The organism is Desulfobacula toluolica Tol2, assembly GCF_000307105.1.
Classification (GTDB): domain Bacteria; phylum Desulfobacterota; class Desulfobacteria; order Desulfobacterales; family Desulfobacteraceae; genus Desulfobacula; species Desulfobacula toluolica.
Map to the genome: position 1 here is coordinate 1,079,867 of NC_018645.1, position 21,888 is coordinate 1,101,754.

Annotated in this window: 17 protein-coding genes; 6 read left to right on the top strand and 11 right to left on the bottom strand. The window is 43.6% G+C overall.

Going from position 1 to position 21,888, the window contains the following annotated elements; all coding sequences use genetic code 11:
- The 6 genes from TOL2_RS05060 (at position 1) to fdhF (TOL2_RS24025) (ending at position 7,057) form a co-directional block, all read left to right on the top strand.
- Entirely contained in the window at positions 1-648 is a 648-nt protein-coding gene (locus TOL2_RS05060; RefSeq protein WP_014956447.1) for a nucleoside deaminase, read from the top strand.
- Positions 649-733: 85 nt separating this feature from the next.
- Entirely contained in the window at positions 734-904 is a 171-nt protein-coding gene (locus TOL2_RS25110) for a hypothetical protein (protein ID WP_173391115.1), read from the top strand.
- Entirely contained in the window at positions 905-1,558 is a 654-nt protein-coding gene (locus TOL2_RS05065) for a class I SAM-dependent methyltransferase (protein ID WP_014956448.1), read from the top strand.
- 5 nt (positions 1,559-1,563) lie between these two features.
- Positions 1,564-3,300 (top strand): radical SAM protein, encoded by a 1,737-nt coding sequence (locus tag TOL2_RS05070; RefSeq protein WP_014956449.1) that lies wholly within the window; start codon positions 1,564-1,566, stop codon positions 3,298-3,300.
- A 56-nt stretch (positions 3,301-3,356) separates the two neighbouring features.
- Positions 3,357-4,082, top strand: coding sequence for a Rossmann-like domain-containing protein (locus tag TOL2_RS05075; protein ID WP_014956450.1), 726 nt, complete (start codon positions 3,357-3,359; stop codon positions 4,080-4,082).
- A 203-nt stretch (positions 4,083-4,285) separates the two neighbouring features.
- The gene (gene fdhF / locus TOL2_RS24025; protein WP_014956451.1) at positions 4,286-7,057 is read left to right on the top strand and encodes a formate dehydrogenase subunit alpha; all 2,772 of its coding nucleotides are present in this window, start codon (positions 4,286-4,288) and stop codon (positions 7,055-7,057) included.
- Between the two features lie 141 nt (positions 7,058-7,198).
- On the opposite strand, the gene fdhF (TOL2_RS05090) is transcribed toward fdhF (TOL2_RS24025), so the two are convergent.
- From fdhF (TOL2_RS05090) to TOL2_RS05145, 11 genes are all read right to left on the bottom strand, one after another.
- On the bottom strand, positions 7,199-9,238 hold the full coding sequence (fdhF, locus tag TOL2_RS05090) for a formate dehydrogenase subunit alpha (RefSeq protein ID WP_083863471.1): 2,040 nt from the start codon (positions 9,236-9,238) through the stop codon (positions 7,199-7,201).
- 286 nt (positions 9,239-9,524) lie between these two features.
- The gene (locus TOL2_RS05100) at positions 9,525-10,763 is read right to left on the bottom strand and encodes a purple acid phosphatase family protein (RefSeq protein ID WP_014956454.1); all 1,239 of its coding nucleotides are present in this window, start codon (positions 10,761-10,763) and stop codon (positions 9,525-9,527) included.
- Positions 10,764-10,995: 232 nt separating this feature from the next.
- Positions 10,996-12,945: a histidine kinase dimerization/phosphoacceptor domain -containing protein gene (locus TOL2_RS23450; RefSeq protein ID WP_014956455.1), complete on the bottom strand. Its 1,950-nt coding sequence runs from the start codon at positions 12,943-12,945 to the stop codon at positions 10,996-10,998.
- Positions 12,946-12,953: 8 nt separating this feature from the next.
- On the bottom strand, positions 12,954-14,006 hold the full coding sequence (locus TOL2_RS05110) for an ABC transporter substrate-binding protein (RefSeq protein ID WP_014956456.1): 1,053 nt from the start codon (positions 14,004-14,006) through the stop codon (positions 12,954-12,956).
- Entirely contained in the window at positions 14,003-14,635 is a 633-nt protein-coding gene (locus tag TOL2_RS05115) for a response regulator (protein WP_014956457.1), read from the bottom strand. Before TOL2_RS05115 ends, TOL2_RS05110 begins: the two co-directional genes overlap by 4 nt.
- Positions 14,636-14,717: 82 nt before the next feature.
- Positions 14,718-16,460, bottom strand: coding sequence for a flotillin family protein (locus TOL2_RS05120; protein ID WP_014956458.1), 1,743 nt, complete (start codon positions 16,458-16,460; stop codon positions 14,718-14,720).
- Positions 16,461-16,501: 41 nt separating this feature from the next.
- Positions 16,502-17,224, bottom strand: a complete 723-nt coding sequence (locus TOL2_RS05125; protein ID WP_014956459.1) for a YqiJ family protein — start codon at positions 17,222-17,224, stop codon at positions 16,502-16,504.
- 2 nt (positions 17,225-17,226) lie between these two features.
- Positions 17,227-17,907, bottom strand: coding sequence for a PspA/IM30 family protein (locus TOL2_RS05130; protein WP_014956460.1), 681 nt, complete (start codon positions 17,905-17,907; stop codon positions 17,227-17,229).
- A gap of 261 nt (positions 17,908-18,168) precedes the next feature.
- Positions 18,169-18,630 (bottom strand): hypothetical protein, encoded by a 462-nt coding sequence (locus TOL2_RS23455; protein ID WP_014956461.1) that lies wholly within the window; start codon positions 18,628-18,630, stop codon positions 18,169-18,171.
- A 112-nt stretch (positions 18,631-18,742) separates the two neighbouring features.
- A complete protein-coding gene (locus TOL2_RS05140) occupies positions 18,743-19,519 on the bottom strand; it encodes a DUF4198 domain-containing protein (RefSeq protein WP_014956462.1) in 777 nt (258 codons plus the stop codon).
- A gap of 22 nt (positions 19,520-19,541) precedes the next feature.
- Entirely contained in the window at positions 19,542-21,491 is a 1,950-nt protein-coding gene (locus TOL2_RS05145) for a TonB-dependent receptor plug domain-containing protein (protein ID WP_014956463.1), read from the bottom strand.
- Between the last annotated feature and the right edge of the window lie 397 nt (positions 21,492-21,888).

Sequence of the window (21,888 nt, forward strand, 5' to 3'; positions counted from 1 at the left end):
ATGATAAAAAGATTTTATATGTTATTTTTTGTTGTTCTTTTTTTTGCCGGTATCACCTGGGCATTTGACGGAGACAAAGAAAAGCTCATCACACTCGAAAAGAGAATCGCGTCGTACTCCATAAATAATTCCTTTAAAGACGATTTGTTCGGTCTGGCCGTTGTGAAAAATGCTCTTGTGTCAATTCAAGAAGGCTCCGGCGGCATCGGGGCCTGTCTTGTGGACAGTTCAACCGGCAAGGTTGTGGAATATGGCCGTAACCGCCAGTATACGACTTATTTTCGCAGTGATCTTCATGCTGAAATGGATCTTCTTAACAGGTATGAAGACAGGGTGCAAAAAAAACGGACATCAAATAAAGATAACACTCCCAGGGACTGTAAAGATCTTGTTTTGATTACTTCGGTGGAACCCTGTCCCATGTGCCTGACACGAATCATCAATTCGGGAATCAAAACAGTTCTTTATGTGGTGGAAGACAAACAGGGGGGGATGGCGACGCGCATTGACAGCCTGCCGCCGTTCTGGCGCAAGTTTGCTGCTGACCGGGAATTCAGACAAGCAGACTGTTCGCCGGAAATCAGGAAAATCGCCCATGACCTGTTTCATTTTTCTCATAGAAACTTTGTTGGAAAAAGAGTAAAGTAAAATAAGCGCAATGCTTATAGTTCAAACGATTCCCGTCACACGTCCGGGGATCAAATCTAACCATAATAATAAAAAGGAGATAACCATGTGTGATTGCAATTGCCAACACCCGGAAAAACTCAAAGACAAACCTGAAAACTGTACGCCCCAACAGGTAGAAGAATGCCATGGGAAAACAGGTGACCATCCCTGCACCTGCCATTCCGAATCAGGAAAAAAAATCAGCAGCAAAATGCCGGATAAAAAGGAAGATTAAATGACGACCGAGAATCCATACAAAGATGATACAGAAGATCGTAAAGCTGCCAGAGCAATGGATGAGATTGTCAAAACCGTGTTTGCACCTATTTATCCGTTGATTGCCGAACAGATCAAATCCAAACACGGCATTGTCACCGGCAACTGCATTGATCTTGGCAGCGGCCCTGCAGCCCTGTCCATTGCTCTTGCCAGGATTACGGATCTGAACCTGTATGCCCTGGATCAGTCAGTACACAGCTATGCCATTGCAACTGCCAATATTGAAGAACAGGGCCTGGCTGAAAGGATTACCCCGGTGAGAGGAAATGTAGAAGACATGCCTTTTGATGATAATTATGCCGATCTTATTGTTTCCAGGGGTTCTGTTTTTTTCTGGGAAGATCTGAAAGCTGCGTTTAACGAAATTTACAGGGTACTTAAACCCGGCGGGAAAACTCATATAGGCGGCGGATTTGGCTCTGCTGAACTGAAAAAATCCATTTTCATGGAAATGGCCAAAAAAGATGGTGAGTTTGCTCAAAAAAGCAAAGGCCGGATGAATCCTGAAAATATGAAAAGGATTAAAACCGCCCTGAACAACTCCCATGCGTCTCAATATGACATGACACAGTCGGATGCTGGATTCTGGATTCACATTACAAAGGAGTAAAACTCATGAAATGCCCTGTTTGTGAACTGGGGTGTAATATTAAAGAAGGGGAATACGGCCGGTGCCGGATGATGACCAACCGGGACGATGCCATTGAAGAACGTTTTGCCGACCGCTATTCCACCTTGTTTCCCATTTCTATTGAGACCATGCCCACCCTGCATTTCTACCCCAGGCATAAATTTTTGCAGGTGTCTTCCATTGGCTGCAATTTTTCCTGTCCCGGATGTATTTCCGAGGTCCTGACCATGGGAACGGAAACCATCTGTGCTGCATTGAAACATTTGCCGCCTGAAAAGGTCATTGCAAAGGCCATCAAAGAAAACTGCAAGGGCATTGCCTTTTGCATCAATGATCCCACCGTATCTTTTTTCACCTTTCTTAAGCTTGCAAAGGCGGCGAAAAAAAAGGGCCTTCTGGTGGGATTTTCAACCAACGGTTATTTTACCCGAGACGCGCTTGAGCAGCTTATTGAGTTTACTGATTTTGTCAATATCGGTTTCAAAGGGTTTTGTGACGACCGGTATAAATCCTGCGGGGTGAGTTCATCCGCACCTGTTTTCAGGAATTTAACCCACCTGTTTGAGGCGGGTGTCCATGTGGAAGCTGCAGCCATTCATATGAAGGGATATGAGGACGAAGTCAGGCAGATTGCACGGTTTGTGGAATCATTGTCAGCAGATATTCCTTTCCAGGTGATGCGTTTTGTGCCCTTTGGAGAGGCGGATATTGAATTTGAACCCACCATCCGGGAATCCGAGGCTCTGTGCCTGGATCTGAAACAACAATTGAACCATGTATATTTGTTCAATTGTCCTGGTACTGAGCTGCTGAACACATGCTGCCCGGACTGTGGCACAACTGTGATCACCCGGGAATTTTTCGGCCCAATGGGCTCCAGGATCATTAAAACCCTGCCGGATGCGATCTGCCAATGTGGCCGGCAGCCTGTTATCAAAGGAGATATCGCACAACTGCGGTATGATGAACACGGTTTTTTCGGGGGATACCGTACGACCAGGGCATTTGAAATGCTGCATGCCATAATGGTCTGCATTGGTGCTGATGACCCTGAAAAGGTATCCCGATTATGGTTTGATCTTTTTGAATCAAACTATCTTAAAGAATTTCATGAGACCGTACAGCTGCCGGGAGAATATGGGAATATTATTGACCGGCTGTCGCAAAAAACCGATTGTGTTGAAACCGGCAACCGGCTCAAACAGACCATCAACACAACCCTGGATTTGATCTCCTCAAAAACCCGTGATGTTGAACGGCCAACCGTATATTATGCAATGGGATACCCTTTGTTTGCCCTGAATGCGGAACGCTTTGAAACCAACCTTGTGGAGGCTGCCGGGGGCAACTGCCTGAACAAACGCCTGACCCGGAAAGGCAAACCCGGCGTGACCATCACCCGTGAGGAATTAATGGCATGGAACCCGGATATTATTTTTATTTCAGGTTTTTTGTCCTGTCCTGCGTCTGATTTTTATGACTATTGCATCAAGCATGATATTCGGGTAAGCGCAGTTGAAAACAACCGGATATATGACCATTTCCCGCTGTGGGATTTTGGCAGCCCTCGGTGGATGCTGGGGTTGATGTACATTGCCAATACGCTTCACCCCCAAATTTTTAATTTTGATATGGAAAAAGAAGCCAATCGGTTTTATACTGCATTTTTTAATCGACCCTTTGATGCAAAAAAAGCCAACAGATCTTTTTACAGGGTCTGACTTATATCTGAAACTTATGTATGATAAAGGGTCTGATAACCATAGAGAGGCATGTTATGACCGATATTTATACCCAGTTGAAAAATCGCGCCCAAACCTTATGGGAACCTGAAAATCTGCTCAATGAAAAAATCGTGATCACGGCCAGGGCCTTGTCAACCCAGGAAGCCATTGGAAATCCTGAAGATGATGATTACCCCATCCAGAAGGGAAATGAAAAACTGATGCAGGCTGAATTCAAAGGTTCGTGCGGCCAGGCATTCACAGATCATTTCGGTAATTTTGAAGGCACTTTAAAAGATATCCTTGATATGCCTCTTACCAATAATTTTCAAAAAGCCGTTTTTATATCCGCTTTGAATGCTGTTTTAAGGTTTCAGGGAAAAGCTGATAAAACCATTCATTGCCATGATGAGGAACCTGTGGCCTGTGCCGTAAAACTTGTTGCCTATATCCGGGAACACTACGGGGATGTGAAAATAACCCAGATCGGATTTCAACCGAGAATGGCCCAGCACCTGGTCCCTGTTTTTCCTTTGCGCTTGATTGATCTTGACCCGGAGAATATCGGGCAGAAAAAACAGGGAGTACTGATCGAAGGAGCTGATGCCACGGATGACGCCATTGACTGGTGCGATCTTCTCCTGGTCACCGGCACCACGGTTGCCAACGGCTCCATTGAATTGTTTTTAAACCGCAAACCCATTTTGTTTTACGGCACAACCATTGCCGGGGCTGCCGAACTCATGGGATGGGACAGGTTCTGCCTTAAAGCCACCTGACAAAGAAGAAGCAAATTCTTTGGATATTCCATAGTTTTTCTGGAGGTGGCCAACCTGTTTCTGCCGGCCACCTTTGTTTATTTGACCCGCCTGTTTTAACTCTGCTGATTCCGATACTTGACAAATGCAAACACTCATACTAATAATCATCGCTATGTCAAATTTGACATAACACTAAGCAATGAAATAATATGGAGAAGCTCATGATAAGCGGCGGCATTGTTTTAAATGGCAGGGAATACCCATTTAAGAAGGGGCAAACCATTCTGGATGTGGCAAGGCAGAATCGGATTGATATTCCGACCCTTTGTTATTTCAAAGGCGTTGTGTCCAAAGGTTCTTGCAATATCTGCGTGGTGGAAGTAAAAGGTGTCAAAGATCTTGTGCCGGCTTGCAGCACAGAAATTATGGGCAGGATGGATATTCGGACCGAATCTCCCCGTGTGGTGGCTGCCAGGAAAAAAACATTGAAGGCCATTCTTGAGTCCGGTAATCACAATTGCAGTATCGGTGCTTCCCAGGGAGATTCCTGGACCCGGTTTCAACTGGACGTAATGCAGATGGAAAATCATCATGAGCTTTGTCCCAAATGGGGGGATTGTGAACTCCAGGATCTGGCCTATCGCTACCAGGTTCAATGGAATCGCACCTCTCTTTCAGATTGCAGGTTTCCCAGGGAAACGGTTAATCCACTGATCATAAGGGATTTTTCCAGATGTATTTTGTGCGGCAGGTGTGTGGCAGCGTGCAATGATATCCAGGTCAACCAGGCTATACGAATGCCCAAACAAACGGAAAATCAGCGGATTATTGCCGGTATGGACGATGTGGCCTTGAAAGATTCGGATTGTGTTTTTTGTGGAGAGTGTGTTCAGGCATGTCCGGTTGGAGCGCTGGTGGAAAAAAAAATCGAGCATCAATGGCGGCCCTGGGAAATTGAAAAAATCAGGACAACCTGTCCATATTGTGGTGTGGGGTGTCAGCTCTGGCTTCATGTCAAGGAAGATAAAATTCTCAAGGTGACTGGAGTGGAAGATGCCGCTCCCAATAAGGGAAGGCTGTGTGTAAAGGGGCGGTTTGGATTTGATTTTATTTATTCACAAGAAAGACTGACAACTCCCTTGATCAAAAAAAATGGCGCATTTCAACAAGCATCCTGGGATGAAGCCCTGGACCTTGTGGCTGAAAAATTCAAGACAATTATCAGAGAAAGCGGGCCCGATGCCCTGGCAGGCGTTTCCTGCGCCAGGAGCATTAATGAAGATTCCTATCAAATGCAAAAACTGTTTCGGGCCGTGTTCAAGACCAATAATATCGACCATTGCGCCCGCACCTGACATGCTCCAACGGTTGCCGGGCTGGCAACCACATTTGGTTCAGGCGCAATGACCAACTCGTTTTCAGAATTTGCCAGGGCAAAAATGATCCTGGTGATAGGGTCCAATATGACACAGGCCCATCCGGTTGCAGCGACTTTTGTGAAAAATGCCGTGCAGAACGGAGCCGGGCTTATTGTGGTGGATCCCAGGAAACACAGGTTGACGGATTTTGCCGATATTCACCTCCAGTTGAAGGTGGGAAGTGACATTGCCCTGCTGAACGGGATTATGCATGTATTGATCAAAGAAGAGCTTTACGACAAAGAGTTCTCTTTGAACAAGTGTACGGGATTTGAAGACCTTGAAAAGACTGTGGCCCAATATTCTCCTGATAAAGCGGCCCGGATCAGCGGAGTGGATGAAGACACAATTATTCAAACCGCGCGGCTTCTGGCATCTGTCAAACCGGCCATGGTCTGCTACACACTTGGCATCACAGAGCATACCTGCGGGAAAAACAATGTCATGACCGTTGCCAACCTGCAGATGCTTCTGGGAAACATGGGTATGGAACTTGGCGGGGTAAATCCTTTAAGGGGGCAGAACAATGTCCAGGGTGCCTGTGATATGGGGGCTTTGCCCAATGTTTTTCACGGGTATCAGAATGTGGCTGATCCCAATGCACGCCAAAAATTTGAAACTGCATGGCAGGTTACAAATCTGCCTGAAAAGCCGGGGCTTATGATTCCCCAGATGATGCATGGCCTGACAAATGGATCAGTTAGGGCATTTTATATATTCGGAGAAAATCTTGCCAATACGGAACCGGATATGAACAAGGTGGCAAAAGAGCTGGAAGCCGCAGAATTTACAGTATGCCAGGATTTGTTCCTGACGGAAACCACGCGGTTTGCCGATGTGGTTTTACCGGCAGCTGCCTGGAGCGAGAACAACGGAACATTTACTAACAGTGAGCGCCGGGTGAGCCGGGTTCGAACCGCCGGCCGGCCGCCAGGACTTGCCAGACCCAACTGGTGGATTTTTAAACAGATTGCCAAAAGGTTCGGCCATGACTGGTCTGCATCAAGCGCCAGGGAAATATGGGACAAAGAAATCAGTCCTCTTGCCCCGGCTCTGGAGGGTATCAAATACCACAGGATCGGCCGGGACGGTCTTCAATGGCCTTGTCCCACACTTGACCATCCGGGTACGCCATACCTTCATCAGGACGGTAATTTTACCCATGGCAAAGGTGTTTTTATGCCGACGCAATGGACCCCGCCGGCCGAAGTCCCGGATGAGGAATATCCCTTTGTTCTGAGTACGGGCAGACGGCTTTATCATTACCACACAAGGACCCAGACCGGCAGGTGTGAAGGATTAAACGACCTTCTGGGTGAAGAAACAGCCGATATTTCACAGGCAGATGCCGATAGAATGGGAATTGCCCCGGGTGAACGGATAAGGGTCCGATCCAGGCGGGGCGAGGTGTGTGTATCTGCCAATGTTACCCATGAAGTCCCCCTGGGAATGGTCTGGATGGCTTTTCATTTTACCGAAGGCAATGCCAACTGGTTAACCAACTCTGCCCTGGACCCGTCTACCTTGACGGCGGAATACAAGGCCTGTGCAGTTCAGTTAGAGAAGATATTGTAATCAAGCTTATGTTGTAATGGTGGCAACAAAACCAGCCACCCGGAAATTTATTAATTGTATTTCCGGGTGGCTGGATCATTTATTGTCTGATGTATTTAAACTTTGGAGCCTTGCATTGATGCTTATATTTTTTTTAAAGTTTTAAGGGGTGTGTTTTTCAAACTGAACCGCGCATACTTTATAATCGGGGGTTTTGGACACAGGATCCAGGAAAGTACCCAGCAGTTTGTTTGAATTTGCATTTTTAAAATGGAAATCCATGAATATGGCCCCTTTGGGAACAACATCTCCAATGGATATGGGTGTGACAACTTCCCCACGCCGTGAAGAGACTTTGATTTGATCTCCGTTATTGAGTCCCATCTGTTTTGCATCTTCAATATTTATCTGTGCAACCGGTGCTGGAAATTCGTTGATTAATGTTTTACATCTGCCGGTCATTGAACTTGTGTTATAGTGCGCATATCGCCTTCCTGTTGTCAGGGTGAACGGGTATTGGCTGTCCGGCTCTTCTTTTGATTTTTGATGTTCAATGGCATGGAATTTGCCTTTGCCACGGGTGAATTTTCCCTGGTGTAAAAATGTAGTGCCCGGATGCTCAGAAGACGGACACGGCCATTGGATACCTTGAGTATCAATGCGATCGTATGATATCCCGGCAAAACTAGGGGTCAGCTTTGTCATTTCCTGAAATATTTCTTCGGCAGAGTCATATTTCATTTCAACACCTAATCGTGTTCCTAATTCTGAAAAAATTTTCCAGTTCGGCAGGGCTTCTCCCGGCGGTTCAACTGCTTTGCGAATCCGCTGTACTCTGCGTTCACTATTTGTGAAAGTTCCGTCCACTTCTGCCCAGCAGCCTCCGGGCAAGACAACGTCTGCCATTTGGGCCGTGGATGTGAGAAAAATATCGTGAACAACCAGAAATTCTGCGGATTCAAGTGCCCGGCGAACATGATCCGTATTGGGATCACCCTCAACCGAATTTTCACCAAATATATATAATCCCTTGACAGAACCGTCAATTAGTCCGTCCATGATGTCCGGGATTGTTTTGCCCACTTCCTTTGAAAGCTCAGTTCCCCATGCTTCCTGGAATTTATCACAAACACTTTGATCGGTTACGGCCTGATAACCGGGATAAACATTGGGTAATGCCCCCATATCGCAGGCACCCTGGACATTGTTCTGCCCTCTTAAAGGGTTGACTCCGCTTGATTTTTTACCGATTTGACCGGTAAGCATTGTAAGGTTGGCAAGGGTTTTTACATTATCTACACCGTGTGAATGTTCTGTGATGCCAAGGGTGTACAGTATACTGGAATTTTTTGATGTTGCATATATTTTTGCCACTTGTTTGATGTCTTCAACACTTACCCCGGTTATTTTAGATACATGTTCAGGGGTGTATTTTTTAACGGTTTCTTTTAAAGCTTCAAAATCTTCGGTACGATTTGCTATGAATTTTTCATCATGCAGGTTGTTTTTAATGATTTCATGCATTACCCCGTTTATAAAAGCGATATCTGTTCCAAATTTTAACCGGATATGGATGTCGCAAATATTTGTTAATTGTATTTTTCTTGGGTCAACAACAATGAGTTTTGCATTTTTTGCCTTTGCCTTGAATATTCGGTATGCAATCAATGGATGCGCTTCCGTGGTATTTGATCCGACCACAAGCAGACAATCTGCATCTTCAATTTCAGCAATAGAATTGGTCATTGCCCCACTTCCAAACGCTGCGGCAAGACCTGCCACAGTCGGAGCGTGTCACAGCCGGGCGCAGTGATCAACGTTATTTGTCTTAAAGGCGGCCCTGCAAAGTTTCTGACAAAGATAATTTTCTTCATTGGTGCTGCGAGCTGAACTGAAAAAACCAATACTGTCTCCGCCATATTGATTTTTGATCTGGGAAAATTTTGATGATATTACGTTAAAAGCATCTTCCCAGGTCGTTTTTTCAAGTTTGCCGTTTTTTCGGATCAGGGGATGGGTGAGTCGATCCTTGCTGTGGACAAATTCATGTGCTGTGTGTCCTTTGATACATAATTTGCCCTGGTTCATATGGGGTTCTTTTGAGGGCAGGGTGTTCACCACTTGTCCGTCAAGAACTTCAAGCAGCATCTGACACCCGCAACCACAATAAGGGCAGGTGGTTTTCACACATTTGTAATCCATATAATACTCTCCTTTATCGTTATGTCATGATTGATATAACGAAATTGTTTAATATGCCCTGTTCCATTTGTCAAGTGGCCCAATTGCTTATATGCTAATGTAAGCAAGCCTGTTGAAGTTGTGTTGTCGTGGGAATTTAACGGAAAATCATTGCCGGTTCCGCCAAGCTTTTAAGGCGGAGCCGGATTTGATTTAAAATAATTTTACAATCAAGATGATGATGGTGTTGCCGATAGCCGTGTCTGGTATGGGCCTCTTTTGATATGGAACACCATGAAAGGTAAGTCTATTTGTGTATTTCAAAGGTGTCGTACACCTTGTTTGTGACGGTACGTGCAGTGTAGTGCAATGTGTTTTTGTCCACCCGGACGGATTGAAACAGCATTTCCCGGCTGCTGGTTTTCGCCATAAGATGATCATACCTTGAACTGGGCGGATAAAATTTGGGACCGGCATTGGATATGACATAGACGGTTCCTTTTTCCCCGTCCGGCACCTGCAGGTGGTTTTTCAATGGAAAGGTTCGGCAGTAGCCGTGATCATGCCCCTGCAGAACCAGATCCACTGAATACCGGTCAAATATCGGCACCAGTATTTCCTGGAATTGTGTTCTGTTTCTTCGTTTGGAAATGGAATATACTGGCTGATGAATGGCCACAATGATCCAGGGCTGTTTGTTGTGTGATAATATTTTTTCCAGCCACCCGGCCTGTGTTTCAATCTGTTCATTTCCATTGAGCATGATAAAGCAAACTCCCTGGTAATCAAAACTGAATACGGTTTCTTCCAGTCCTTTGGGGCCGTTTTCAGGCAGGGTGAAATGGGGTCTCCACAGGTTTGTGATGTGATAGTCTTTTGGAAGAATAAACCGCCTGTCCGGGTACTCGTGGTTTCCCGGCAGCAGGACCAATGGAACGGTCCTGGGAATCCAGCCCAGGGCATTGAAAAATTTTTCCCATTCCATGTCATCCGGGCCGTTGTTTACCATATCTCCTGCAAACAGCCAGAATTTTGATTCAGGGTTTGTCTGGAGGGCGGTTCGAAAAATCCTGGAACACATTGAGTGGATTTGCTCTTGTATATCTCCAAAATAAAGAAAGGTGAACGGCTCTGAAGTCATTGAAGCTGTTCTGAAATGGTTCCATTCACTCCAGCAAGAATCGTCTCCCACACGATATGCATACAAGGTACTGGGTTCCAATGAATCTAATACCACTGAATGGTGATACGCAGTGGTTTTTTTGTCAAGATCAACTGCAGTTGTCCGGGCTGAAAATATTTTCGATGTGCTTTCCGGATTCAACAGTTCAGCCGCCCGGATAACCTGGACTCTGGGATAGGTTGATGTTTCTCTGGTTTTCCAGGTAATTGCCTGGCTGTTGTGTGGGGTCTGAGTGATGTTCAGCACAATTCGTTCAGGAAAGGAGTTTAATGCGTTTTCAGCGGCCAGCAGGCTATGGTTGAACATAAAAAACAGGCAAACCCCGGTAAACAGCAAATATCGACTTATTCTGAGAACTTTCATTACTCCATTATCCTCCTATGCATTAATTGATTGTTAAAGTACTATATTAATGAACTGACATTTTATTTTATAAAAGTAATCGGTTAATGAACAAAACCTTATTTTAATAATAGTAGTATCAAACTTTTGTGGCCATACCACACTATGTTGATACTGTATCAAATCATATTTTGAATTGTAAGCAATTAATACATCAAGACAATATGACGATATTTTTTAAGACTAAACATTGTTATAAGGGTGTTTCAGTTTCTCCTGCTGTCAACCGCTTTAATTCTTTTTCATTGGAATAGGGAAAAAGGATTTCAATCCGGGTGCCTTTGTCGCAGATAAATTGGATGCTGCCTTCCAGTTGGTGGGTCACAATATTGTTCACAAGCTTAAGGCCCAGGCTTTGGTTTGCATCAATATCAAAGTCCTTGGGGATTCCGGGTCCGGTATCCGCAATTATCATCTGGGCGGTTTGTTTGTCATGCAATTGAAATAACATTGAAATTTCACCTTTTTCTCCGGGCTTAACGGAATATTTAAAGGCATTGGAAATCAGTTCATTGACGATGAGGCCGCAGGGAACAGCCGTGTCCACCCCCATGGATTTGTGCCGGATATCCATTGTTAAGTGAATCAGGTTGCTATCCGTGCCAAAAGAGTATTGAAGGCTGTGGACAAGGTCAACGATATAGGTGCTGAAATCAATGACAGCCAGGTTGTCGGATTTGTAGAGCTGTTCATGGACAAGGGCCATGGCGGCAATTCTGTTCTGGCTTTCTTGAAATATCCGTATAATATGTTCATCTGTTATGAGGCTGGACTGCATTTTCAGGAGACTTGATACCACCTGTAAATTGTTTTTCACCCGGTGGTGAATCTCTTTGAGCAGGATATTCTTTTCCGTCAGGGATGCTTTGATCTGCCGTTCCATCTGTTTGCGCATATATATATTATCAAAAATTATTAATAGATGGGGTTGTCCTTCCATAGTAAATCGTGAAAACCGGCATTCTATCCAGAAATCCTTGCCAAAGGTGCTGATTGTTCTGGCTTCCATTGATCTTTGCCGGCCGTCTGTGAGTACCTTGTCCGCCATGTGGGCAAGACCGGATGTTTTCCAGGACTTGAGTTTATAAAAATTCTGGCTCAATAACTGCTCCTGGGTTCCGGAAATAATTTTGCAGGCAGCATCATTGGCAAGGACACACTTTCCTTTTCCATCGTAGACCGTGATGCCGAGACTTGAGGCGGAAATAATTTCCCGGTTGAAATTCAGTGCTTCGGAAATTCGTTTTTCACTTTGCCGTAAATCGGCCTCGGAAATTTTTTTTATTTTGATTTCTTTTTCAAGTGAGGCATTGAGCCTGTGCAAGTTTTTTGTGTTTCGCTGAATTTCGGATTCAAGATAAAAATGCCAGTTGTGCTGTTTTTTGCGGTACTCCTTGATGGCAGCGGCCATACGTTCCATGCTGCGTGCAAGATTTCCGAGTTCATCTGCTGAATGGATATCAATTTTTCCGACATCCTTTAAATCGGCAATGTCTTCAGCTGCCTGTTTCAGTTTGTCCATCGGCCTGCCAAAAAAAATCCTGAAACATAAAATTATAAAAAATGATCCTGTGGCAATACAGGCAATCGAGATTAAAATAGCGGTATTTCGAACTTTTTGCCGGGGTATCAGGATCAATTCCCGGGACACGGAATAAACCAGGTGCCAGTTCCAGGGCGCAAAGGTTTGGGTTGCAAAAATTCTTTCTCCTGTTTCTGGCTCCATGATGGTTGTTTTGTCGGTTGCTGCTGATTTTATCATGGATGGCATAATTTTTGATGTTGATAGATATGCGTTTGGAAGTGTTTTATCATCGACAGTACCTGCCAGAACTTTTCCTTTGGTATCCAGGATGATCAGGCTTCCGGTTTTAATCAGATGAAAGTCATCAAGAGAATTAAATATTTTCTGCTGATAGTTAGTGACAAAGGAGCCCACATTTTCCAGCCTGTTTTTTTGCAGCACTTCATAATGGGTCTGGATGTTGAATTTCACAAAATGTTCCAGTTCCTGGATCATTAACTGGTGAATAGCGCCTTCAATAGGCTGCTGAGCAGTTCTTAAAGACCAGAATCCCATAAAAAAAATAGAGAATGCCATCAGGGGCAAGATGATCAGGCAGATTTTGGTTTGAAAATGCATGATAGATGCTAACGATAGACCTGATCACCGGCCAGGCTCAAAATATCCGGAGGGATGACAATCCCTTGTGCCAATGCCGTGGTGATATTTATACCAAGAGATATGCTTTGAGGCGGTTTTACCGAAATGTTACCTGGGTGCAGGCCCTTTAAAACAGCGTCAGCCATCAAAGCCGCCTCCCGTCCGGAACTTTCCGGGTCAGGAGTCAAGTGAAACAATGCCCCCAGACGGACACTTTCAAGTTTGGTTCCCATGATCACGGGTATGTTGCTTTTTTCCAGCAGCAGTCTGGTATATGCCAATAGCTCCCCTAAAGGGCCTGAGGGTTCCCACCAGAAGTCCACCCGCCCCTGAAGGGACTGGATTCCTTTTTTTACATCCGCCAGCATAGGGTCAAGTCCTTTGGGCATTTCCCGGTAATCAAGGCCATAGGGTACAAATTCAATATCCTTTCTGCTGGCTGTTGCCAGTTGAAGCTGTTTTAAATCCCCCACAGAGGACGGGTATGTGCTGTGGATAAATCCGATTTTAACCCGGCCTTGTTTTTTTCTGTTCTCCAGAAGGCGCATGGCCATATTAATCCTGGTTTTTCGTTCAATCATATGCACCACCCCGGTGATATGGTTGTGGGTGGGCTTCCCGATCTCCTTGATCAGCCCGGCACCCACTGGGTCGGAAACCGTAAAAAAAATTTGGGGAATATCTTTTTCATGTAGCAGGTCATGGGCGATCTGAGAGGCAAGGGTGGCGCAGGTGGCCACAAGATCAGGCCGTGCCTGTTTTAATTCCTGTTTTAAGAGGTGTTCCCCCCGTTTTTTATCTCCGTTGACCTTTAGGATGATCAGATCCATATTTTTTTTATCTTCATACCCCAATTCTGCCAGTTGCCGAACAAACCATTGACTGTGAGCTGTCACAACCGGTACTGGCATGGTTTCCACAAGAAGAATGCGAAATTTTTTTTCGCCGGCTGCCAGGGTTTCTGTGCCACTGAAGGCACAGACTGCGGATATTGCCAAAGCCACAGGCATGAGGCACCCAAACCTGTGAAATATTTTCATGACAGGATGTCCTTGTCTTTCATTTCCCTGTACCAGTTCTCGTCGCCATACTGTTTGTCCATGCAATCAGGGCAGATCCCGTGGGAAAAAGTGGCCTCGGAATGTTTATGGATAAAGCTTTCCACCTTTTCCCAATACCCTTTATCATTCCTTATCTTTTTGCAAAAGGAACATATGGGCAAAAGGCCGCTTAAAAGCTTGACCTTTTCAAGGGCCTGTTTCAATTCCCTGATCAGCTGTTCTCTTTCTTTTTCCATTTTCTGTTTATATATTGCCATTTCAATGGCAGCCTTCAGCTCCCTGTCCCTGAAAGGCTTGATAAGGTATCCAAAAGGCAGGGTCTCCTTTGCCCGTTTCAGTATCCCGTCATCTGAATAGGCAGACAGGAAAATAACGGAGATATTGAATTTTTTTTGGATTTTTGCAGCGGTTTCAATACCGTCCATATTTCCTTTGAGCATAATATCCATCAAGATGAGATCCGGGGAAAGATCTTTTGCAAGAGCCAGGGCTTTTTTGCCCGAGGCGGCCATTCCGCAGACCTCGTATCCCATGCTTTCCAGGCTGGTCTGTATGTCGTTGGCAATAATATATTCGTCTTCCACAATCAATATGTTGATTTTTTCCATAATCTCAGTCCTTCTTTCAGAGGATACCGGTCTTCAGGCTGATCAACCGGGCTTGTAAAATTGATTACAAGCCCGGAAATCTTCAGTTCGGGGGATCTTGATCTTTTAATCCGGCTGTGAAGCCGTTAATATCCCCGGCTTTTATTCCAATTTCTTCCATCAAAGAATCAATCAGAGGCGCTTGTCCCCTGTATCGGAGCGCACTGTTGACAAGCTGGTCTGAAAGACACTGGCCGCCGCCTTGCACAGTTGATTCTTCGTTTGAAGTGCCATTGTTGCCGGCTGCCAGACCATCCACATGAATAATTTTTATGCCGTCGATATTTTCCATTGGCTTGACACTTTCTTTGATAATATCCGGCAGGTTTTTGATTAAGCCCATGCGAACCTGCATGGCGATCTGCTGATCGGAAAGAATATTATGGGCTTCATTTATTGCTCTTCGCCCTTCAGCATCAACTGCATACCTCTTTGCCGCAGCATCAGCCTTTAATTTTTCAGCGTCTGCTTCGCCCTGGGCTTTAATTCTTTGTTCATCAGCTTTTGCATTGGCTGTTGTTCTGACTGCTTCAGCATGATCCATGGCGGAAATTTTTTCAGTTTCAGCGGCAATTTTAATTTTTATGGCCTCTCTTTCCGCATTCTCACGTGCTTTGACCAGTTCAACGGATTTTGCCCGTTCTGCAATTTCAGTTTCTCTCACTGTTGTAACGGCCTCTTCTTCTTTAACTGCAACTGCTCTTGCCCGGTCTGCATCAGCCTGGGCTTCCGACTGCTCTTTTGATTTCTGGGCAATGGCAATGGCACGATCCTGTTCCGCAAGTTCCAGGGTCTTCTTTTTTTCAATTTCAGAACTCTCAATGGCCCGTTCTTTTAAAATTTCTTTTTCTTTTAATAATTTGTCTTTATCAATTCGTTCTTCTTCAACAGACCTTTCCGCAAGGATACTTGACATGTCAACATTCTTTTTAGCTTCAATCTGTGACTGTTCGGCTTCCCGCTTTTTTTCAGCTTGCTCCATTGCAATTTCAGACATTTGAGCGGCCCGCCGGATTTCAATTTCTCTTTCCTGTTTTAATTTTGCGTACTCTTCTTCCTTGATGATTTCAAGTTTTTGGCGCTCGGCTTCAAGATTTTTATTGGCAATGGCAACTTCTGTATCCTGCTCAATATCATTTCTTTTTTTTCGTCTTTCTTCAATTTTTTCCGTCAGTTTGGTCAATCCTTCAGCATCAAATGCATTGTCAGGATTAAAATGTTTTTTACTGGTCTGGTCCAGACCTGTTAATGAAACCGTTTCAAGTTCCAGACCGTTTTTCAATAAATCTTCGGTGACAACCTGCTGCACCTTTTGAACAAAATCAACCCGCTGTTCATGAAGTTCTTCCATGGCCATTTCCGCTGCAACAGCACGCAGGGCATCTACAAATTTGCCCTCCACCAGCTCTTTTAATTGTTCGGGATTCATGGTTTTCAACCCCAGGGTTTGAGCCGCGCTTGCAATGGCTTCTTCCGTTGGTTTGGCCCGGACATAAAATTCGGCAGCCACATCAACTCTCATACGGTCCCTGGTGATCAATGCCTGTTCATTGTTGCGCTGAACTTCAAGCCTGAGCGTATTCATGTTGACCGGGATTAATTCATGGAATACCGGCAAAACCAGTGCGCCTCCATTCATGACCACTTTTTGCCCGCCCAGACCTGTCCTGACAAATGAAATTTCTTTGGTGGCACGTTTGTATAATTTGGCAAAAATCAATGCCATTGCGATTAAGGCGATTAAAATAACACCTGCAATTATAAGGATACTCATCATGTTCGGCATTTTATGTTATTCCTTTTCAACTATTGATTATGAGGTTTTATTTATTCATCCATTTCCTGCAATGCTGCCGTTGCATTATGGATTGCTTTGTACCCGAAACCTGTCTGTTTTACGATCAAAACCTGATCTCCTTGTGCAAAATTTTCATCATCAATGTCCGGTTCAACCATTACATAGTGGGCCGTTCCGAATTTATCTCTTACTTTGGCCTGGGCAGGGTTGTTTTTGGATGCTTTGCCCAAAGTAATGACGGCAATACGTCCGATAAAACTTTTTTCAGCAACCGCCTGGGTTTCATCTTTTGGCATTATCTTTACGATTATGCCGGTCGCTGCCCGTACAAGGGGCAATGTCAATAAAAATGAGATTGCTGAGGCAATGATGCCGGGTAACAGATGACCGGTTATTTTAACGACAGCTGATTGGATAAAAAGACCGACCAGGCCAAAGATGGTCAGAAAAGCAATCAGTATGATTAAAACAGGTATTTGACCTATTCGTAACCAGCCAAAGGTTTTGGTTAATATACCTGTTGTTGAGATGTTGGGATGGTCCGGACCAATACCAGAATTGGCACCAGCATTGGCATCAACATCCATATCTGCATCAACATCCATATTAAAATCAGGTATAAGAGATTCTATCATACTTGAAAATCCCATGCCGATCAGGGTTGAAACACCTTCCAAACAGGCAATCATGACCATAATGGTCAAGGAGACCATAAAGGGCCAATTCTGGCTTTGCAGCATAAACCCAATCATTCTTATTGATGATCTCCCTTGATTTTAGACAATCTTTCCCGGATCTTATTTTTCCTGGCAATTTCTTCCAATTCAGCCAGTTGGGCAGCTGATTTTCTTTCAGATATTCCATTTGATCCTGGAATACCGGTTGCTTTTTCAATTACTCGTTCAAAAGCTGATTCAGCTTTTGCGATTTTACTTTCCACTCTTTCCGGGGTTTCAGATGATCCGCCGGACCCGGATGTCTTGGCAGCTTCCTTGATTGTTTTTCGAAACTGGATCAGCTCTTCTTTCATTTCCCGTTTTTTCGCCTGCAACGCATGGATATAGTTTTCAAGCTCTTTTTCCTGGGTTTTACAATCATCAACAGTGGTCTCAAGTATGGGGATCTGAGCCTCAATATCCAATTGTCTTGCTATGGCGGCTTCTGCTAAATCATCCCGGTTTTCCTTGATGGCTATTTTGGTTTTTTCACTCAAATCCTCATGTTTTTTATTCTCTTCCATGAGCTTTGAGGTGGCAAGATGTTTTTTTGCAACAATCAGTCCCAACTCGTTTTGGACGTCATCAATTGCAGATTCAATTTCCCGGATGGATTCTGACAAAACCGTTTCCGGTGCTGAATTTTCCAATGAATCAATGAGGGAATGAACGCTGCCGCTGATAATCCGGCCAACACGGCTGATTAATTTCTCTTTCATGCTTGTCTCCCTTTTTTAGAAGTAAAATTGTATTGATACCATGGTAGCATTGCTACCCCTTTTATTAATAATCTCAATGAGTTTACTACACTTTCGGTGTAACTTGGATAGCCTGTACATGAATCTTATTAATGCATATAGCATTAGCAGAAATATTAGCTGAAAACAAGTGGGGAGCCGTGAGATATTAGGCAAACAAATTTGTGTATGCCTAACGTGTTGCTTGATGGGAAAAAGACGTAATCTGCCGGAGGATTCCTATCAGTTTCTTTTACCTTTACACAAAGAAACGACACCAAAAGTTCCAAAAATAAATGCAAGCCCCATAATAATTTTTTGAAATCCGGAAAAGGATCGTGAATTCTCGACTGACTTGGCTTGGCTGCCTTGCTCAATTAAAACCAGGTTCTCATCAACATTTGTTTTTAATGTAAGTTGATGCCCCATTCCATCATTAACAATGACTTTCCAGTCACCCTTTTTATCAGGGAAGAACACGAATCTGCCGTTCCGGTCAGTTCGTCCGGATTGAAAGCAAATTGTTTCCATGGGGCTGTAAACTTCAACATCTGCATATCCCATAGCTTCGCCATCGTCATATTCAGATTCCACCATTAGGGCTTTTTGTGAGGATATCCTTCCCCTTACACCATGGGCTAAAGTATGATCTGATATTAAAAGGGTGCAGGCCATACACCACAAGCAAATATATATAATTTTCATGAGCAGCTCCTTTTTTCGGATATTAAAATTTTAGGTTTGATTTTCAGGAAAAGCATTGCAAGTGTTAAATAAAATCGGATTCAAAAGGAACACTTGCAATGCTTTTTTTTATTTAATTTACTTCAAATGTCAAGGTTGCAATAAAAGACTCAATATCACATACTTTTTCATCAGGATAATGTTGTTCTTGGCTTGCTTTAATCATCCAAACTCCCGGTTTTAGAATTCTGATTTTTCCGTTGCCTTTTTTATCTGTTTTAGCGGCATAGGCAAAGGTTTCCTTTTCTGTGGAAAATCCTGCATATGTTGCAAAAACATACCCATTAAATGGTTTACCATTGCATAGAACCCGAATCGGCATATAATCTCCTGTATTTAAATCAACCGGGTTTTTCAAAGGGAGTATCTCCATTGGATGTCCAATTACATTATCAACCTTACCCTTTCCGTCTCCTGCATTGACAATCGCCTTCATACACATGTGGGAAAAGGAGCATGCGATAACATTTTTTAAATTTTCTTTTGATGCTTGTTTGCCGCCTTGTGCCGTTTTTGTGTAAAAGCCGGCTTTTCTTGTGGCTGCCACAACATATGCGCCTGGCGTGCTGATACTCTCTTGTGACTTGATTTCCATGTCAGAGATAAATTTTAAATTTGACTTTTCAGGCCCTGTGATTTCCAAAGTTTCCACGGCGCTTTTTTTAAGAAAACCTGCCAAAGGATACTTGTGTCCCCATCCTATGGTCATTTCAAGAGCTGACCCTGTTTCGGGTGTATAGTCAGATAGATTTATCCAGGGATAATGCGCATAAACAGGCGCGGAAAAGAAAATCATACAAATAATTGAAATGCCGAACAAACAGGTTTTTTTAGTAATATTTTTTTCCATTTTTATTTCCTTAAATTTAAGATTAAAATTCAATATCCAGTTTTGCGGTAAAGGTTCTGCCGGCGTGGAAGCTTCCATCCCTTGCCGGGACAGAATCAAAAATGTCGTCAGCTTCAAAAGAGAGCTTTGCTGTTTTTGAAAGCTGTTTATAAATTTTTGCATCAAAAACCGCACCCGCATCTATCTGCTGGGTGTTGTCTGTATTGGTATATTGTTTTGAGTTGTATGCGATGCTGGCACTTACGCCAATACCATATTTATCCCAGTCGTATGCCGGGCTGAACGAGGCGCTGTGCCGTGAAACATATGTCAGCTCTTTGCCTGATTCTTCATTTTCCGTATCCGTATAAGTATATGAAAATGAGGCTGTTAATTCATCGGTCAAATATGCCCTGCACATGAACTCTATTCCCTGGGTCCAGGCTTTTTCAACATTTTTATACCTCATCAGGGTAAGGCCGTTGTACAAAGTACCGGTATCTTCACTGATGACCATGTCTTCTATCTCATTTCTGAAATAACCAAGATCAACCATCATTTTCTGGCTCATGAACCATTGTTCAATACTTACACCGTATCCAACAGCAGTTTCCGGTTTTAACTCCGGATTGGACTGGGCATAAAAACTCCCATGCCTGTAAGGCGTATTATAATAGAGCTGACGAATTGTGGGAGATTTAAAAGAGGTGCCAAAGCAAGCCCTTATTGTAGTGGTCTCCTGTGGTTGATACATCAGGCTGAATTTGGGATTTACTTCTTTTCCAAATGTTGAATGGTGATCATACCTCGCACTTCCAACCAGTGTGAGCTTGTCAAGCAAAACTGCCTCATCCTGGATATAGAGGCTTGATGTTTTAACATCTTCATTGACACTCACAACACTTCCGTCATCATTTTCAATGGTATAATCAATTCCCTGCAGCTGTGTTTCGCCTCCAAGTACAAGGGTATTCCAGTTGTTGATATCCCAGGTGTATTGCAGTTCAGCCTGGTGATATCCCACATCACCATATTTATATCCATAAGAGTAACCAGGATATCCATGGGTGAAATCCCAGTTGTATGTATATCCTTTTAAAGAAAGAGAATGATTTTGGCTAAGGTGCCAGTCGATTATGCCTGAAAGCCGATAGCTGTCTTCCTCGCGGTTGTCCTCTTTTTCATAATCACTGAATTCCGTTTTCAAGAAAATATCGGTTTTTTCGTTTATTTTGGCATCCAGTTTGCCAAGAAATGAGTGTTTCCAGGATTTAACCGGGTCTTCAGCAATATCATCAGCACTTTCATAGTTGTAATGAATAAAATAACCGACATTATCGGTGATTCTGTCGCCATAAGATACATAAGTTTTGGACATCTTTCTGGAGCCATTGGCATCTTCCTCAGAGCCATCACTGTTTTCTCTTTTTACATCATACTGCCCATAAGCTACGCCTGCGCTTCCAGTTGCCTTTTGGGGTGCTCTTTTCGTAATGATGTTGACAACTCCTGCCATTGCATCACTGCCGTACAATGCAGATCCCGGCCCTTTAACTATTTCTATGCGTTCAATCATTTCCACCGGGATCTGGTTGATTCCAACGCCATATTCCCCCATACCACCGCTCTGGCCGCAACCCATGGCTCTTTGGCCGTCAATAAGTATAAGGGCGTATCCACTGTTAAAGTCTAACCCCCTCATCTTTGCAAGCCATGTATATGTTCCAAATACATCGTTATGATATGATGTCTGTATCCCTGGAACATCCTTTAAAAGATCCATAATATTTTGTGAGTTCTTTTTTTGAATGTCTTCTCTGGTGATGACAATTGTTTCAACAGGAACATCCTGCAAGGTATGCTGAGTTTTTGTTCCTGTGATGACAATATCATCCAATCTGTTTATCTTATTATCAGCAAGCGCAATGGAAGCTGAAAATGTAAAGATAAAAGACAGGATAATTAAAACAATCTTTTTTTGTTTCCCTTTCATTTAAATCAATTCTCCACAGTAATTGTTTGTGATTAATCCACAAAAATTACCTTGGATTGACGAAGGGATGCTTCAATGGTATAGAAAAAAAGAAGCATCCTGCAATCCAAGGAATGTTTCGTTTCAGAAGGCAGCCTGCTAAAACCCTGGTCGGTTCAGGCTGCCTTCTTTTGCTTGTTTATAGTAGTTTTTTTAACCTCCTTTTATTCACTTTTCTACTTCCAAAGGTAAAAATAAAAAAAAGCCACAAAGAAATTTTTTCTGTTCTCAGAAAAATGCCTTCATGGCTTTTAAACACAAATATAACTAAATTATCTTTTATTCTCACCTTCTGGTGATTTGTTGTTGCCTTTCATATTCAATTCACCAGGCGATGTCAATAATTTTCTTTTTCATT

What these genes read in the sequence shown, in the direction of transcription:
- TOL2_RS05060 (WP_014956447.1), top strand. Translation starts at nt 1, where the DNA reads ATGATAAAAAGATTTTATATGTTATTTTTTGTTGTTCTTTTTTTTGCC.
- TOL2_RS25110 (WP_173391115.1), top strand. Translation starts at nt 734, where the DNA reads ATGTGTGATTGCAATTGCCAACACCCGGAAAAACTCAAAGACAAACCT.
- TOL2_RS05065 (WP_014956448.1), top strand. Translation starts at nt 905, where the DNA reads ATGACGACCGAGAATCCATACAAAGATGATACAGAAGATCGTAAAGCT.
- TOL2_RS05070 (WP_014956449.1), top strand. Translation starts at nt 1,564, where the DNA reads ATGAAATGCCCTGTTTGTGAACTGGGGTGTAATATTAAAGAAGGGGAA.
- TOL2_RS05075 (WP_014956450.1), top strand. Translation starts at nt 3,357, where the DNA reads ATGACCGATATTTATACCCAGTTGAAAAATCGCGCCCAAACCTTATGG.
- TOL2_RS05100 (WP_014956454.1), bottom strand. Translation starts at nt 10,763, where the DNA reads ATGAAAGTTCTCAGAATAAGTCGATATTTGCTGTTTACCGGGGTTTGC.
- TOL2_RS23450 (WP_014956455.1), bottom strand. Translation starts at nt 12,945, where the DNA reads ATGCATTTTCAAACCAAAATCTGCCTGATCATCTTGCCCCTGATGGCA.
- TOL2_RS05110 (WP_014956456.1), bottom strand. Translation starts at nt 14,006, where the DNA reads ATGAAAATATTTCACAGGTTTGGGTGCCTCATGCCTGTGGCTTTGGCA.
- TOL2_RS05115 (WP_014956457.1), bottom strand. Translation starts at nt 14,635, where the DNA reads ATGGAAAAAATCAACATATTGATTGTGGAAGACGAATATATTATTGCC.
- TOL2_RS05120 (WP_014956458.1), bottom strand. Translation starts at nt 16,460, where the DNA reads ATGCCGAACATGATGAGTATCCTTATAATTGCAGGTGTTATTTTAATC.
- TOL2_RS05125 (WP_014956459.1), bottom strand. Translation starts at nt 17,224, where the DNA reads ATGATTGGGTTTATGCTGCAAAGCCAGAATTGGCCCTTTATGGTCTCC.
- TOL2_RS05130 (WP_014956460.1), bottom strand. Translation starts at nt 17,907, where the DNA reads ATGAAAGAGAAATTAATCAGCCGTGTTGGCCGGATTATCAGCGGCAGC.
- TOL2_RS23455 (WP_014956461.1), bottom strand. Translation starts at nt 18,630, where the DNA reads ATGAAAATTATATATATTTGCTTGTGGTGTATGGCCTGCACCCTTTTA.
- TOL2_RS05140 (WP_014956462.1), bottom strand. Translation starts at nt 19,519, where the DNA reads ATGGAAAAAAATATTACTAAAAAAACCTGTTTGTTCGGCATTTCAATT.
- TOL2_RS05145 (WP_014956463.1), bottom strand. Translation starts at nt 21,491, where the DNA reads ATGAAAGGGAAACAAAAAAAGATTGTTTTAATTATCCTGTCTTTTATC.